Genomic DNA, 14734 nt, shown 5'->3' on the forward strand with positions numbered 1-14734 from the left:
CTCGCAGGCTAGCCCGTGTCGGCGGGCGACGCCAGAGCGGCGACGCCCCGACGCCGGAGCGGCGCTACCCGATTCAGTCGCGGGCCGCGGCGCGGGGCGGTCGCCCGTCGCCCGCGGGCGTGGCGGTGGCCGCGGCCGCACGGGCGAGCGCATCGCGGCTCGCGACCACGGCGGGGCGGGTGGCCGCGGCCGGGCGCGTCGACGTGAAGATCTCGCGCTCCGGATGCCCCGGCAGGTCGAGCAGCGAGACGCTCGGCGCCTCGCCGGCCCACACGAGGTCTGGCAGCACGCCCACCGCGTTGCCCGTGCGGATGAGGCGGATGTGCGCCATGAGGTCGGCCGATTCGAACCGCACGTCGGGCTCGAACCCCGCCTCGCGGCAGAGCTGTTCCGCCCACTCTCGCGACGCGGTGCCCTTGGGCTCGAGCACCCACGGCATGCCGGCCGCGGCGGCGAGCACGGCGCTCGGGTCGGGATCGCGTGGCATCAGGCGGGTCGGGTGCGGCGGCAGGGCGAGGCGGATCGCGTCGGCGGCGAGGCGCACGCGGTCGAGGTCGTCGCGGTGCGCTCGGGTGTGGCCGGGATACTGCTCGGCGATCACGAGGTCGAAGTCGCGGGCCGACACCTCGAAGAGCCCGGCGTCGGGTTCCCGCTCGGTGACCTCGACGCGCAGGTTCGGGTGCTCGGCGCGCAGCAGGGTGAGCGCCTGCGGGACGATGGCATGCGCCGCCGACTGGAACACGGCGATGCGCACCGTGCCGCCGACGTCGGTGAGCGACCGCGCGACATCCGCCTCGGCCTCCTCGAGTCGATCGAGCACGGCGCGCGCGTGGCCGACGAGCAGCTCGGCCTGCGGCGTGAGCTGCACGCGCCGGCCGACCTGCACGAGCAGCGGGACCCCGGCCTCGCGTTCGAGCTGGCTGAGCTGCTGCGACACCGACGACGGGCTGTACGACAGCGCCTCCGCGACCGCCGAGAGCGTGCCGCGCTGGCTCAGCTCGACGAGCAGGCGCAGTCGTCGCACGTCGAGCATGGGTCGGCCTCCGCATCCGAAGATCGTTCGGTTCTCCTGAACAGTATCCGTCAGATTCATTCGCTTTACCGAACGGATGTCGCGGCCGCACACTTAACCCCGACAGGCGCATCCAACCCGCGGCGCCCGAAGCAAAGGACACTACCCTCGTGACCATGTCGGACACCGCCACGCTCGCGTCGCAGAGCACCGAGCGCGTCGTCGCCCTCGTGCGTCGATGGCTCGCCGAGAGCGCCGAGCACCCCACCGAAGTTTCCGCCGAGCGTCTGGCCGGCGTGCTGAAGGACCCGAACGGCCTCGCGTTCACCGTCGGCTTCGTCGACGGCGTGATGCGGCCGGAGGACCTCGGCGTCGCCGGTCGCAACCTCGCACACGTCGCCAAGCTCACCCCCCGCTTCCTGCCGTGGTACCTCCGCGCCGCGATCCGCCTCGGCGGGGTCTTCGCGCCCGTCGTGCCGTGGGCCGTCGTGCCGATCGCCCGCCGCGTGCTGCGCGCCATGGTCGGCCACCTCGTGCTCGACGCGACCCCCGCGAAGCTCGGCCCCGCCATCGCGCACCTGCGCGAGTCGGGCAACCGCCTGAACCTCAACCTCCTCGGCGAGGCCGTGCTCGGTGAGGACGAGGCCGATCGCCGCCTCAAGGGCACGACCGAGTTCCTCGCGCGCGACGACGTCGACTACGTGTCGATCAAGGTGTCGAGCGTCGTCAGCCAGCTCTCGATGTGGTCGTTCGACGAAGCCGTCGCGAAGGTCGTCGCCAAGCTGACGCCCCTCTACGAGCTCGCCGCGAACGCGTCGACGCGTGGCACCGGCAACGCGAAGTTCATCAACCTCGACATGGAGGAGTACCGCGACCTCGACCTGACGATCGCGGTCTTCACGACCCTGCTCGACCAGCCGCAGCTGAAGCACCTCGAGGCCGGCATCGTGCTGCAGACGTACCTGCCCGACGCACTCGGCGCGATGCAGCACCTCACCGAGTGGGCGACGCGTCGCCGCGCCGACGGCGGCGCGCCGATCAAGGTGCGCGTGGTCAAGGGCGCCAACCTCGCGATGGAGCACGTCGACGCCGCCGTGCACGGCTGGCCGGTCGCGACCTACGGCACGAAGCAGGACTCCGACACCAACTACAAGCGCGTCCTGCGCTGGTCGATGACCCCCGAGCGAACGGATGCCGTGAAGCTCGGCATCGCCGGCCACAACCTGTTCGACGTGGCCGACGCCTGGATCACCGCCGTCGACCGCGGCGTCACGGGTCGCGTCGAGTTCGAGATGCTGCTGGGCATGGCGACCGGGCAGGCCGAGGCCGTCCGCGGCGACGTCGGCAACCTGCTCCTCTACACGCCGGTCGTCAACCCGAGCGAGTTCGACGTCGCGATCGCGTACCTGGTGCGCCGCCTCGAAGAGAACGCGAGCCAGGAGAACTTCATGTCGGCCGTGTTCGACCTCGCGTCGAGCAGGAGGCTCTTCGACCGCGAGGAGGCCCGCTACCTCGCCTCGCTCGCGGCGCTCGAGGCCGATGCGTCCGAGCCCACGCCGAACCGCGTGCAGAACCGCCGCACCGAGTGGACCGAGGAGTCGTTCGCCGCGGCCATGGCCCAGAAGGACGCCCCCGCGCCCGGCACCGAGCACGAGCGCGACGAGTCGCTCACGAGCGTCGTGCTCGGCATCCGTCGCGGCAGCCTCGGCGACGGCTTCGACCTCGACGCGATCGACGGGGCGACGGCGCTCGCCGACCCCCCGGCTCCGCGCGGGTCTGGCGTGACCCCCGGGTTCGCGAACGAGCCGGACACCGACCCCGCGCTCGCCGCGAACCGCGACTGGGGCCGACGCATCCTCGCGCGCGTGCCCGAGTCCCGCCTCGGCGTCGACACGGTCGCCGCCGCGCGCATCGACGACGTCGCGACGCTCGATCACGTCATCTCGGTCGCCGCCGAGCGCGGCCGCGCCTGGGGACAACTGTCCGGCGACGAGCGCGCCGCGGTGCTGCACCGTGCCGGCCTCTCGCTCGCCGCGAACCGCGACCGCCTCATCGAGGTCATGGCCGCCGAGACCGGCAAGACCATCGCCGAGGCCGACCCCGAGATCAGCGAGGCCATCGACTTCGCCCACTACTACGCCGAGCGCGCGCGCGAGCTCGACCACGTGCAGGGCGCCGAGTTCGTGCCGTCGACGGTCACCGTGGTCACCCCGCCGTGGAACTTCCCGGTCGCGATCCCCGCCGGCGGCGTCCTGGCCGCGCTCGCCGCGGGCTCGGCCGTCGTCGTCAAGCCGGCGAAGCTCGCGCAGCGCTCGGGCGCCGTCATGGTCGAGGCGCTCTGGGAGGCGGGCATCCCGCGCGACCTGCTCGTGCTCGTCGACCTCGCCCAGCGCGAGCTCGGCAGCCGCCTCGTCAGCCACCAGGCTGTCGACCGCGTGATCCTCACGGGTGCCTACGAGACCGCGAAGCTGTTCCGCTCGTTCCGCCCCGACCTGCCGCTGCTCGCCGAGACGAGCGGCAAGAACGCCATCATCGTGACGCCGTCGGCGGACCTCGACCTCGCGGCGTCCGATGTCGTGAAGAGTGCGTTCGGCCACGCGGGCCAGAAGTGCTCGGCCGCCTCGCTCGTGATCCTCGTGGGCTCGGTCGCGAAGTCGGAGCGCTTCATGCGCCAGCTCGTCGACGCGACGATGTCGCTCAAGGTCGGCTGGCCCGAACACGCGTCGAGCCAGATGGGCCCGCTCGTCGAGCCGCCGAACGGCAAGCTCGAGCACGCGCTGACCCAGCTCGGCATCGGCGAGGAGTGGCTCGTCGAGCCCAAGCGCCTCGACGACACCGGTCGCCTCTGGTCGCCCGGCGTGCGCTCTGGCGTCGCCGCGGGCTCGTACTTCCACCTCACCGAGTTCTTCGGGCCCGTGCTCGGCGTGATGCATGCGAAGAACCTCGACGAGGCGATCCGCATGCAGAACGCGGTCGACTACGGCCTGACCGCCGGCCTGCACTCGCTCGACTCCGACGAGATCGCGACGTGGCTCGACCGCGTCGAGGCCGGCAACCTGTACGTCAACCGCGGCATCACGGGCGCGATCGTGCAGCGCCAGCCGTTCGGCGGCTGGAAGCGCTCGGCGGTCGGCGCGGGCTCGAAGGCCGGTGGGCCGAACTACCTGTTCGGCCTCGGCGACTGGGTTCCGCAGCACGACATCACGTCGAGCTCGCTGCACCTGCGCGGGCTCGAGAAGCGCGTGTCGGAGATCATCGAGGCCTCGCAGTCCTCGCTCGATTTCGAGGCGTTCGAGGTGCTCCGCCGTTCGGCGCTGTCCGACCAGATCGCCTGGACCGAGGAGTACGCGACGGTCAAGGACGTCTCGGGCGTCGGCGTCGAGCGCAACCTGTTCCGGTACCGCTCGCTGCCCGTCGCGATCCGCATCGGCGAGGCGGCGACGCTCGGCGAGGGCCTGCGCGTCATCGCCGCCGGCGTGCTCGCGGGTTCGGCGCTCCGCGTCTCGACCGCGCACCAGCTCCCCAAGGGCGTCGCGCAGCTGCTCTCGTCGCGCAACGTCGACGTCACCCGCGAGGGCGACGCGTCGTGGCTGCAGCGGATCTCGAGGAAGGGCGTCGGCGCCTCGCGCGTGCGCCTGATCGGCGGCGACCCCGCCGGCCTCGCGATCGCGCTCGACGGCACGCCGGATGTCGCGGTCTGGTCGCACCCGGCCACGCCGTCGGGCCGGGTCGAGCTGCTGCCGTTCCTGCACGAGCAGGCGATCTCGATCACCAACCACCGCTTCGGGAACCCGACGACGATCACCGACGACGTGATCTGAGCGGTCGCCACTCGACCGGCGGCAACGTGCGCTACGCGGTCGGCGGCAGCGGTTCGCGCCCGCGGTTCTGGCGGCGGATGCCGCGGGGCGCCCGCCCGCCGAGGAACGACTCGCCTGCCGCGACGAGGAACCCGTTGCGCAGCGCCTCGCGCCCGATGAGCATGCGGAAGCCCATCTCGTCGCGGTTGCTGAGCGTGACCTCGGCCCGCATCTCGCGGCCGAGCAGCACGATGTCCAGCAGCACCACGATGCGCTCCTCGGAGTGGCCCGACGAACTGCGCACGATGCGTCGATCGTGCACGCGCGACTCGACGACGACCCCGTCGTCGTCGGAGTTCTGCCATGGCCGCACGCCGTAGCGCACCCACGGTTCGCCGTCGCGCTCGAACTCCTCGACGTCGAACGCGTGCAGCGACGACGACCGGGCACCGGTGTCGAGCTTCACCTTGATCCACGCGACGTCGATCTCGGGGAGGCTCGCCCACTCGCGCCATCCGGCGATGGTGCTTGAATGGTCTGGCTCTCTCATCTCGATCCATCATGGCAGGGGCTGACTTTGAAACTGGCGATTCTCTCGCGTGCCCCGCAGGCGTACTCGACCCAACGACTCCGTGCGGCGGCGCTGCAGCGCGGCCACCGGGTGAAGGTGCTGAACACCCTGCGGTTCGCGATCGACCTCGCCGGGTCCGAGCCCGACCTGCAGTACCGCGGCCGGCCGCTGAGCGACTACGACGCGATCCTGCCGCGCATCGGCAACTCGATCACGTACTTCGGCACGGCCGTGGTGCGTCAGTTCGAGCAGATGGACGTCTACACGCCGAACACGGCGAACGGCATCACGAACGCGCGTGACAAGCTCCGCGCGCACCAGATCCTGTCGCGGCACAACATCGCGCTGCCCCCGACGTCGTTCGTGCGCAACCGCGCCGACGTGCGCCAGGCGATCGAGCTGATCGGCGGTGCGCCGGTCGTCATCAAGCTGCTCGAGGGCACGCAGGGCATCGGCGTGATCCTCGCCCCGCAGGTCAAGGTCGCCGAGGCGATCATCGAGACGATGCACTCGACGAAGCAGAACGTGCTGATCCAGAAGTTCATCGCCGAGAGCCGGGGCCGCGACATCCGTGCGCTCGTGGTCGGCGATCGCGTGGTCGCGGCCATGCGTCGGGTCGCGAGCGGCGACGAGTTCCGGTCGAACGTGCACCGCGGCGGCAGCGTCGAGCCGGTCGAGCTGACGCCCGAGTACGAGCTCGCGGCCGTGCGGGCGTCGCAGATCATGGGTCTCAAGGTCGCGGGCGTCGACATGCTCGAGGGCAACGACGGTCCGCTCGTCATGGAGGTCAACTCGTCGCCGGGCCTGCAGGGCATCGAGACGGCGACGAACCTCGACGTCGCCGGCGCGATCATCGACTACATGGCCAACCAGGTCGCGTTCCCCGAGATCGACGTGCGCCAGCGCCTCACGGTCTCGACCGGGTACGGCGTGGCCGAGCTGCTCGTGCACGGCAACGCCGACCTCGTCGGCAAGACGCTGGGCGAGTCGGGCCTGTGGGAGCGCGACATCACGGTGCTGACGCTGCACCGCGGCACGAACGTGATCCCGAACCCCCGCAAGGGCGTGCTGCTCGAGGCCGGCGATCGCCTGCTGTGCTTCGGCCGTCTCGAGGAGATGCGCTCGATGATCCCCGAGCGCCGCAAGCGCCGTGCGAAGGTGCGCCGCCTGCCCAAGGAGCCCATCCCCGAGAGCTGAGCGGATGCCGCGGGCCGGCATCGCGTCGTCGGTGCGCGCTCGCAGGGGGTAGCGTCGTCCGGTGCGCATCGCGATCATCGGCGGGGTGCTGCTGCTCGTCGGAGCCGTGGCGGCGGTGTTCGGCGTCCTCCCGCTCGAGGCGGTGGCCGACCTCGCGGGTCGCGTGGTGCCGATCCTCGTGTTCGTGGTGGCCGTCACGATCGTGGCCGAGCTCGCCGACGAGGCGGGGCTGTTCCGGGTCATCGCCGAGCGGCTCGCGGGGATCGCGCGCGGCCGTGCGCTCCTGCTCTGGCTGCTCGTGCTGGTGCTCGCGACGGCGTCGACCGTGTTCCTCTCGCTCGACACGACGGCGGTGCTGCTGACTCCCGTGGTGGTCGCGCTCGCGGCGCACGCGCGCATCTCGCCGATCCCGTTCGCGCTCACGACGGTGTGGATCGCGAACACCGGCTCGCTGCTGCTGCCCGTGTCGAACCTGACGAACCTGCTGGCCGCCGAGCACCTCGGGCTGCATCCGCTGCAGTTCGCGGCGATCACCGCGGCGCCGGCCCTCGTCGCGGTCGTGGTGACGGCCGCGGTGCTCTTCGCGACCCGCCCGCGACAGCTGCTCGCGCGGTTCGAGCCCGAGACGGCGACGCCGCCCGACGACCGCGTGCTCTTCCGCACCGCCGCGATCACGCTCGCGGCGCTCGTGCCGCTGCTCGTGTCGGGCATCGAGGTGTGGATCCCGGCGTGCGCCGCTGCCGCGGTGCTCGTCGTGGCCTTCGCGGTGCGCCGGCCGGCCGCACTCAGGGGGTCGCTCGTGCCGTGGCAGCTCGTGGTGTTCGCGTCGGGGCTGTTCCTCGCGGTCGAGGCGTTGCACGCCGCGCATGCGACCGACATGCTCGCCGCGATCGCGGGCACCGGTGAGGGCCCGCTCGAGCTGCTGCGCCTCGCCGGGGTGGGGGCGGCCTCGGCGAACCTCGTGAACAACCTGCCCGCCTACCTCGCGCTCGAGCCGTTCGCCGACGACCCGGTGCGGCTGGTGGCGCTGCTCATCGGCGTGAACGCCGGCGCGATCATCACGCCGTGGGGGTCGCTCGCGACCCTGCTCTGGCATCAGCGCCTCGTGTCGATGGGCGTCGAGATCTCGTGGCCCCGGTTCATGCTCCTGGGGCTGTTGGCGGCGCCGCTCGTCGTGGTGTCGGCGACGCTGGCGCTGTCCTTCAGTGCCTGAGCGTGGCCGGTCGAGTAGGGAGCGCAGCGAGCGTATCGAGACCCCGCTGGTCTCGACACGCGCTTCGCGCTCCTCGACCGGCGGATCAGCGACGCGCGCGCAGTGCCGTCTCGACGAGGGCGAGCGCCGCGGCGTCGTCGAGGCCGAGGTGGTGCACGCGGTCGGCGTAGGCGATCGCGGCGAGCTGCGCCTGCTGCGACGCGGGGTCGCCCGTCGCCGACACGAAGGTGCCCGCACGCCCGCGCGTCTCGATGACGTGGTCGGCCTCGAGCGCCCGATACGCCTTGGCGACGGTGTTCACGGCGAGCTCGAGCTCGGCGGCGAGGGCGCGCACCGTCGGCAGGCGGGTTCCGGGCGCGAGCGACCCGTCGGCCACGGCATCGACGACCTGCCGTCGCAACTGCTCGAACGGCGGTGCGGATGCCGCGTGGTCGATCGTGAGCGCGAGCGGGCCGGCCGCGGCATCCGTCATGCTCAGTCCCTGCTGCGGTTGACCAGGCGCGAGAGCACGATCGCACTGCGCGTGTGGTCGACGTTGGGGGCGATGCGCACGCGCTCGAGCGCGTCTTCGAGGGAGGCGATGTCGCGGGCCCGCATGTGCACGATCGCGTCGGCGCTGCCGGTGACGGTGCCCGCGTAGACGACCTCCGGCACCCCCTGCAGGATGCGCTGCAACTCGTCGGGTGCGACGGTTCCGCGGCAGAAGAGCTCGACGTACGCCTCGGTCGACATGCCGTCGACGGCGGGGTCGACCTGGATCGTGAACGAGCGGATGACCCCGTCGGCGACGAGGCGGTCGACCCGTCGCTTGACCGCGGACGCCGACAGCCCGACCGACGACCCGATGTCGCCGTACCCCGCTCGCGCATTCTGGCGGAGGAGGTCGAGGATGGCGCGATCGAGGTTGTCCATCCTCGGAGTGTACGACGATCGGTTGCGCGAGGACAGGAGTCGACGCGGGAATATTGCGTGCCGTTCGTCGATCTCCCGCGCGGTTCCCGGGTCGTGCCGGGCTCGCCCGGGCGGCGAAGCCTCCCACGGGCGCTGGCGTGCCGCAACCCCTCGCGCGCCTCGGCGCCCCGGCCGTAGCGTAACCGCATCGGCCAGTGTCGTGTGAATCGAGGGGGACTCCATGCACCAGGTTGCGACGCGTCGCGCGCTCACGTTCTCGGTCGCGGCGGTCGCCGTCGGCGGCCTGCTCGCCGTCGGGGCCCCGGCCACCGCGGCCGCACCGCCGGCGCTCGCCCCGGCCGTCGTCACTGCCGCGATCGGGACGCCGGTATCCGCCTCGTCCCGCTGGTCGCCGCAACCGCAGGCGACCTCGGTGGGATCCGGCGGCGCCGTGTCCTCCGTCGACGCCGTCGCGAGTCGCATCGGCGTGGAGGTGCTGCGCCTCGGCGGCAACGCGGCCGATGCCGCCGTCGCGACCGCGGCCGCACTGGGGGTCACCGAGCCGTACAGCGCGGGCATCGGCGGTGGGGGATACTTCGTCCACTTCGACGCGAAGACCGGCGAGGTCACGACCATCGACGGACGCGAGACCGCACCGGCGGCGATGCCGACCGACGCCTTCATCGATCCCGCGACGGGCCAGCCGTACCGCTTCACGCCCGAGCTCGTGTCCTCCGGCGTCTCGGTCGGCGTCCCGGGCACGCTCGCGACGTGGGAGGCGGCGCTCGACCGGTTCGGCACGAAGCGGCTGTCCACGATGCTCGCGCCTGCGATCGCGGTCGCAGCGACCGGATTCGAGGTCGACGAGACGTTCCGCAGCCAGACCCTCGACAACAGGGCGCGGTTCGCGGCCTTCCCCGACACCGCGAAGCTGTTCCTCCCGAACGGCGATGCGCCGGTCGTCGGATCGACCTTCCGCAATCCCGACCTCGCGAAGACGCTCGGGCTCATCGCGCTGCGGGGCACCGACGCCTTCTACGAGGGGCGCCTCGCCGGCGAGATCGCCGACGTCGTGCAGCACCCGCGCAAGGATCCGGCGTCGCCCCTGCCGGCACCGCCGGGCACCCTCACGGCGGCCGACCTCGCCGCCTACGAGGTCGTCGAGCAGGCTCCGACGCACGTCGAGTACCGCGGGCTCGACGTCTACGGCATGGCACCCAGCTCATCGGGCGGCACGACCGTCGGCGAGTCGCTGAACATCCTCGAGAACCACGATCTGTCCGGCGACACCCCCGAGGCGACGACGCAGGGCCTGCACCTGTTCCTCGAGGCCACCGCTCGTGCGTTCGCCGATCGCAACGCCCACGTCGGCGACCCGGCGTTCGTCGACGTGCCGACCGAGACGCTGCTGAGCCAGGGCTTCGCCGACGCCCGCGACTGCACGATCGACCCGTCGGCCGCCTCAGCGCGGCCGGTCCCGCCGGGGGCGCTCGACGTGTCAGGCTGCGCGACGACGGATGCCGCGGAGCCGGCGGACACCGAGAACGTGTCGACCACGCACCTCTCCGTCGTCGACCGGTGGGGCAACGCGGTCGCGTACACCCTCACCATCGAGCAGACCGGCGGATCCGCGATGACGGTGCCCGGCAGGGGATTCCTGCTCAACAACGAGCTCACCGACTTCTCGACCGTGTACACCGAGACCGACCCGAACCGCATCGAGCCCGGCAAGCGTCCGCGGTCGTCCATGTCGCCGACGATCGTGCTCGACGGCGGCGACGTGCGGTACGTGCTGGGTTCCCCGGGCGGCGCGACGATCATCACGACGGTCACGCAGATCCTGCTCAACCGCATCGATCTCGGGATGACGCTCCCAGAGGCCGTGGCCGCACCGCGAGCCTCGCAGCGGAACGCCGCGGTGACGCCGGCCGAACCGGAGTTCATCGATGCCTACGGCGCAGCGCTCGGCGCGTACGGCCAGACGTTCACGCCGTCGGGCGACCGCTTCACGTCGGCCTCGCAGATCGGCGCCGCCGCGGCGATCGAGGTCGCTCCCGACGGCACGATGACGGCGGCCGCCGAGCCGGTGCGACGAGGTGGCGGAACCGCGCTCGTGGTGAGGCCGCGCCGATGAGGGGCGCACCGCCGACGGGCGTGGCTCGCGGCATCCGTGCGAGCGCACCGGATCGACGCGATCCGGGTGGAGGGCGTCGAGCCGGATCTAGGCTTGGAGCATGAGCCCTACCTCGACCGTGCGCCTCGGCATCCAGGTGCAGCCCCAGCACGCCCAGTACACCGCGATCCGCGACACGGTGCTCCGCCTCGAGGAGCTCGGCGCCGACGTGGTCTTCAACTGGGACCACTTCTTCCCGCTCAGCGGCGACCGCGACGGCGAGCACTTCGAGGCCTGGACCATGCTCGGCGCCTGGGCAGAGCAGACCGAGCGCATCGAGTTCGGCACGCTCGTGAACTGCAACTCGTACCGAAACGCCGACCTGCAGGCCGACATGGCCCGCACGCTCGACCACATCAGCGCGAAGGGCGGCGAGGGCCGGTTCATCTTCGGCACGGGTTCCGGATGGTTCGAGCGCGACTACGACGAGTACGGCTACGAGTTCGGCACGGTCGGCGGCCGCCTGAACGCCCTCGCCGACGCGCTGCCGCGCATCGAGGCGCGCTGGGCGAAGCTCAACCCGGCGCCGACGCGGAAGATCCCCGTCATGATCGGCGGCAAGGGCGAGCAGAAGACCCTCCGCATCGTCGCGCAGCACGCCGACATCTGGCACTCGTTCGTCGCGCCCGACGAGCTCGGCCGCAAGCTCGACGTGCTGAAGCGCTGGGGCGACGAGGTCGGCCGCGACGTCTCCGAGATCACCGTGTCGAACGAGCTGCACCGCGGCACCGCCGACCTCGAGCAGGCCGACGCACTCTACGACGCGGGGGTGCGCCTCTTCACGCTCGGCATCAGCGGCCCCGACTACGACCTCACGGCCGTGCGCGAGTACCTCGCGTGGCGCGACGCGAAGAACGGGCTCGCGCGGGTCGCCTGAGCCCGGGCGCCCGCTCGCAGGTCGCCCGGCGCGGCTGAGCGAGCGGATGCCGCGGCGTCAGCGTCCCGGAGACCGGGCCGGAGGCGCCTCCGCGGCGGGCTCAGGCGGTTGACGCGTCGACGGTGTCCCAACCCGGTTCACGCCGACGAAACACGCTGCTCGGCAGCGCTGAAACACCGACTTCCTAGGTTCGGCTCATTCGCATTCCGCGAATGCCCGTGTCCAGGAGGTTCGATGCAATCACCACCGAGCAACACCCGAACGAGACGACTGCCGTACGCGATCCTCGGGGGTGGCGTCGTCGCCGCCGCCGCGATCGTCGGCGGCTTCATGGCGATCCCCGCGATCAGCGGCGCCTCAGGCGCCGAGAGCTCGCAGACCAGGGAGCTCGAGGCCGTCACCTCGAAGCCCGAGCTCGGGGCGCCGCGCGACCCGCTCAGCGCCGATGAGCTCAGCTATGCGATCCACCTCGCGAGCACCGACGCGAGCGTGCCGGAGGACGTCACCTCGGCCGATGGATCCTCGGCGCCCCAGGTGCTCTCGGTCGACATCTCGACGAGGGACGTCGATTCCGTCGACCGCCTCGTCGACGTCTTCCTGTTCGACTACACCTCGAACCGGACCTTCCTGCAGACGGTGGACCTCACCGACGGTACCGTCGAGAGCAGCTCGAGCACCGGCGTGCAGCCGCCGACCAGCCCCGACGAGGTCGACTACGCCTTCAGCGTGTTCCTCGGCGACCCGGTCGCCAGCGCTGCCGTGCGCGCCGAGTTCACCGCGGTGACCGGCGATGAACTCGAGTCGATCGACCAGCTCGCCGTCACGGGCGGCGCATTCGTGCCGGATGCCGGAACGCTCGGCGCCGACGCCTGCAGCACCGACCGCTGCGTGGAGATGCAGTTCCGCGTGCCCGCCGGCGGGTACCTCGACACGACCGCGTTCGTCGTCGACCTGTCCACCGAGTCCGTGATCGGCATCAAGTGAAAGGCGCAGCTATGAAGAGGATGTCCCGCGCGATCGCGTTCGCCGCGGCCGCGCTCGCCGTCACGGCCGGCCTCGCCGTCCTGCCGGCGACCGCCGCCACCGCAGCGGCGCCGACCGTGAACTGCTCTGGCGATGCGCGCATCGAGAAGTCGTTCGACAACGGCACCGAGTGGCAGATGTGCTGGCGCATCGACAGCAAGCACGGCCTCGTGCTCGAGCAGGTCGCCGTCAAGGCGCCAGGTGAGGACTCGTACCGCCGTGTGCTCGACTCGGTGAGCCTCGGCCAGCTCAACGTGCCCTACGACACCGGCAAGAACGTCTGGAACGACATCACGTCGTACGGCTTCGGCAACCAGTACCTGCAGAAGCTCAGCGCGGCCGAGTGCAGCACCGGCACGCTCCGCGACTACGGTCAGGCCTGGAGCATCACCCGCCGCGGCGAGACGACGAATTACCTTCGCACGATCCCGGCGCTGTGCGTCACCGACACGACCCGCGACCTCGCGTACCGCTCGCACGAGCAGACCTGGGGCTCCATCGAGGACGCACCGCTGTTCACCGCGACGGGCCAGGCGTTCAACCTGACGATCATCTCGAAGGTCGACTGGTACGAGTACGCCACCAAGGTGGAGTTCACCGACGAAGGCGCGATCTCGTTCAACCTGGGCGCGACCGGCGACGTCTCGTACGAGGACTTCGACGCCGACGCCACCACGGGCTGGCCGATCGGGACGGATGCCGCGGACTTCGCCGCGTCGCACTGGCACAACGCCTTCTGGCGGCTCGACTTCGGCCTCGACGGGCAGGCGCTGCAGCAGGTCGAGCAGTACGACTCGACGCTCGGCGAACCGGGCGAGAAGGCACCGCTCATGCACACGACCGGCACCGCCATCGAGCACCCGGCCAATCTCGTGCCCGCGGCGGACACGACCTGGTGGCGCGTCGTGGCACCCGAGAGCCGCAACGCCGACAACCACGCCAGGTCGTACGAGTTCGTGTTCCCGGGTTCGCAGCTCTACCAGGGCAACCCGATCACGCAGCCGCTCATCAGCGTGACGAACTACGCCGACTGCGAGCAGTTCGCGAGCAACAACCTCAACCCCGCGTGTCCCAACCTGAGCGTGCTCGACTACGTCGCGAACAGTGCGGATGCCGCGCTGACCGACCCGGTCGCGTGGGTCAACAGCGGCTTCCACCACGTCGTGCGCGATGAGGACCAGAGCCCGATGCAGACGCACTGGCAGTCGTTCTCGATCATGCCGCGCGACTGGACGGCGCAGTCGATGAGCACGCCCGACGCCAGGTCGTGCATCGACGGCGACCCGGGTGGGGAGATCCACAGCGACGAGACGCCGTGCGAGGTCGTCGTGCCGACCGACCCCGAGCCGACCGACCCGCCGGCGACGACGGAACCGACCGACACGCCGACCCCGACGGACCCCGGAACCGGCGGGCCCGACGACGGCGGCGCGGACGCACCGACGGTGACGCTCTCGGCGACGGACCTCGCCCCCGGCGAGAGCTTCGAGCTCGAAGGCGCCGGCTTCGACGCGGACGAGACGGTCGAGGTCGTGCTGCACTCCGACCCGATCACGGTGGGAACCCTCACCGCGAACGGCTCCGGTGAGGTCTCCGGAACCCTGAAGGTGCCCGCGGCAGCACCGGAGGGACCGCACACGCTCGTCGTCACGGGCGCCACGTCCGGGCTGACGGCGGAGGCCGCCGTCACGATCACCGCGGTGGCCGGCACGGCCGGTGCGGGAGCCGGCGCGGGCCTGCTCGCCTCGACGGGCACGGCGCTGCCGATCGCGGCCGCGTCGGTGGCGCTCGCGCTCCTGGCCGCCGGCGGCGTGCTCACGGCCCGTCGTCGTCGCCGTTCCGCGATCACGTCGATCTGACCAGGAGGTGGGGGGGGCCCCCCCCCCCCCGGGCCCCCCCCGACCCCCCCCCCCCCCCCCCCCCCCCCCGGCGGCCCCCCCCCCCCCCCCCCCCCCCCCCCCCCCGCGGCCCCGGCCC

11 protein-coding genes are annotated in these 14734 nt (G+C 71.8%); 7 read left to right on the forward strand and 4 right to left on the reverse strand.

All coding sequences use genetic code 11. The features are described 5' to 3' along the window. Positions 1-73: 73 nt before the first annotated feature. A complete protein-coding gene (locus tag ABIC29_RS14600; RefSeq protein ID WP_354246474.1) occupies positions 74-1033 on the reverse strand; it encodes a LysR family transcriptional regulator in 960 nt (319 codons plus the stop codon). A 155-nt stretch (positions 1034-1188) separates the two neighbouring features. On the opposite strand from ABIC29_RS14600, the gene ABIC29_RS14605 reads away from it, so the two are divergent. Beyond that, on the forward strand, positions 1189-4833 hold the full coding sequence (locus ABIC29_RS14605; protein WP_354246477.1) for a proline dehydrogenase family protein: 3645 nt from the start codon (positions 1189-1191) through the stop codon (positions 4831-4833). Between the two features lie 31 nt (positions 4834-4864). Here ABIC29_RS14605 and ABIC29_RS14610 read toward each other — a convergent pair whose 3' ends face one another. Beyond that, the gene (locus tag ABIC29_RS14610; RefSeq protein WP_354246480.1) at positions 4865-5362 is read right to left on the reverse strand and encodes an ATP-dependent zinc protease family protein; all 498 of its coding nucleotides are present in this window, start codon (positions 5360-5362) and stop codon (positions 4865-4867) included. 27 nt (positions 5363-5389) lie between these two features. Here ABIC29_RS14610 and ABIC29_RS14615 point away from each other — a divergent pair, with 27 nt between their 5' ends. Together ABIC29_RS14615 and ABIC29_RS14620 are read left to right on the forward strand one after the other, a co-directional pair. Beyond that, positions 5390-6580 carry a RimK family alpha-L-glutamate ligase gene (locus ABIC29_RS14615; RefSeq protein ID WP_116080317.1) on the forward strand — a complete coding sequence of 397 codons (1191 nt, stop codon included), beginning with the start codon at positions 5390-5392 and terminating at the stop codon, positions 6578-6580. Between the two features lie 61 nt (positions 6581-6641). After that, positions 6642-7793 carry an SLC13 family permease gene (locus tag ABIC29_RS14620; RefSeq protein WP_116080318.1) on the forward strand — a complete coding sequence of 384 codons (1152 nt, stop codon included), beginning with the start codon at positions 6642-6644 and terminating at the stop codon, positions 7791-7793. A gap of 85 nt (positions 7794-7878) precedes the next feature. Here ABIC29_RS14620 and ABIC29_RS14625 read toward each other — a convergent pair whose 3' ends face one another. Beyond that, a complete protein-coding gene (locus ABIC29_RS14625) occupies positions 7879-8265 on the reverse strand; it encodes a GntR family transcriptional regulator (RefSeq protein ID WP_116080319.1) in 387 nt (128 codons plus the stop codon). 2 nt (positions 8266-8267) lie between these two features. Continuing rightward, positions 8268-8705 carry an Lrp/AsnC family transcriptional regulator gene (locus tag ABIC29_RS14630; RefSeq protein ID WP_055854559.1) on the reverse strand — a complete coding sequence of 146 codons (438 nt, stop codon included), beginning with the start codon at positions 8703-8705 and terminating at the stop codon, positions 8268-8270. Between the two features lie 220 nt (positions 8706-8925). Between ABIC29_RS14630 and ggt the strand changes: the two genes are divergently transcribed. The 4 genes from ggt to ABIC29_RS14650 all read left to right on the forward strand — a co-directional run bounded on the left by ggt (position 8926) and on the right by ABIC29_RS14650 (position 14616). Further along, positions 8926-10818, forward strand: coding sequence for a gamma-glutamyltransferase (ggt, locus tag ABIC29_RS14635; RefSeq protein ID WP_354246485.1), 1893 nt, complete (start codon positions 8926-8928; stop codon positions 10816-10818). A 100-nt stretch (positions 10819-10918) separates the two neighbouring features. Continuing rightward, entirely contained in the window at positions 10919-11734 is an 816-nt protein-coding gene (locus tag ABIC29_RS14640) for an LLM class F420-dependent oxidoreductase (protein WP_354246488.1), read from the forward strand. Positions 11735-11968: 234 nt separating this feature from the next. Beyond that, complete coding sequence (locus ABIC29_RS14645) at positions 11969-12718, forward strand: hypothetical protein (protein WP_354246491.1); 750 nt, start codon at positions 11969-11971, stop codon at positions 12716-12718. Positions 12719-12729: 11 nt separating this feature from the next. Further along, a complete protein-coding gene (locus tag ABIC29_RS14650) occupies positions 12730-14616 on the forward strand; it encodes a copper amine oxidase (protein WP_354246493.1) in 1887 nt (628 codons plus the stop codon). Positions 14617-14734 lie beyond the last annotated feature (118 nt).

The sequence above is a fragment of the Agromyces sp. PvR057 genome (assembly GCF_040547485.1).
In the GTDB taxonomy this organism is placed as follows: Bacteria; Actinomycetota; Actinomycetes; order Actinomycetales; family Microbacteriaceae; genus Agromyces.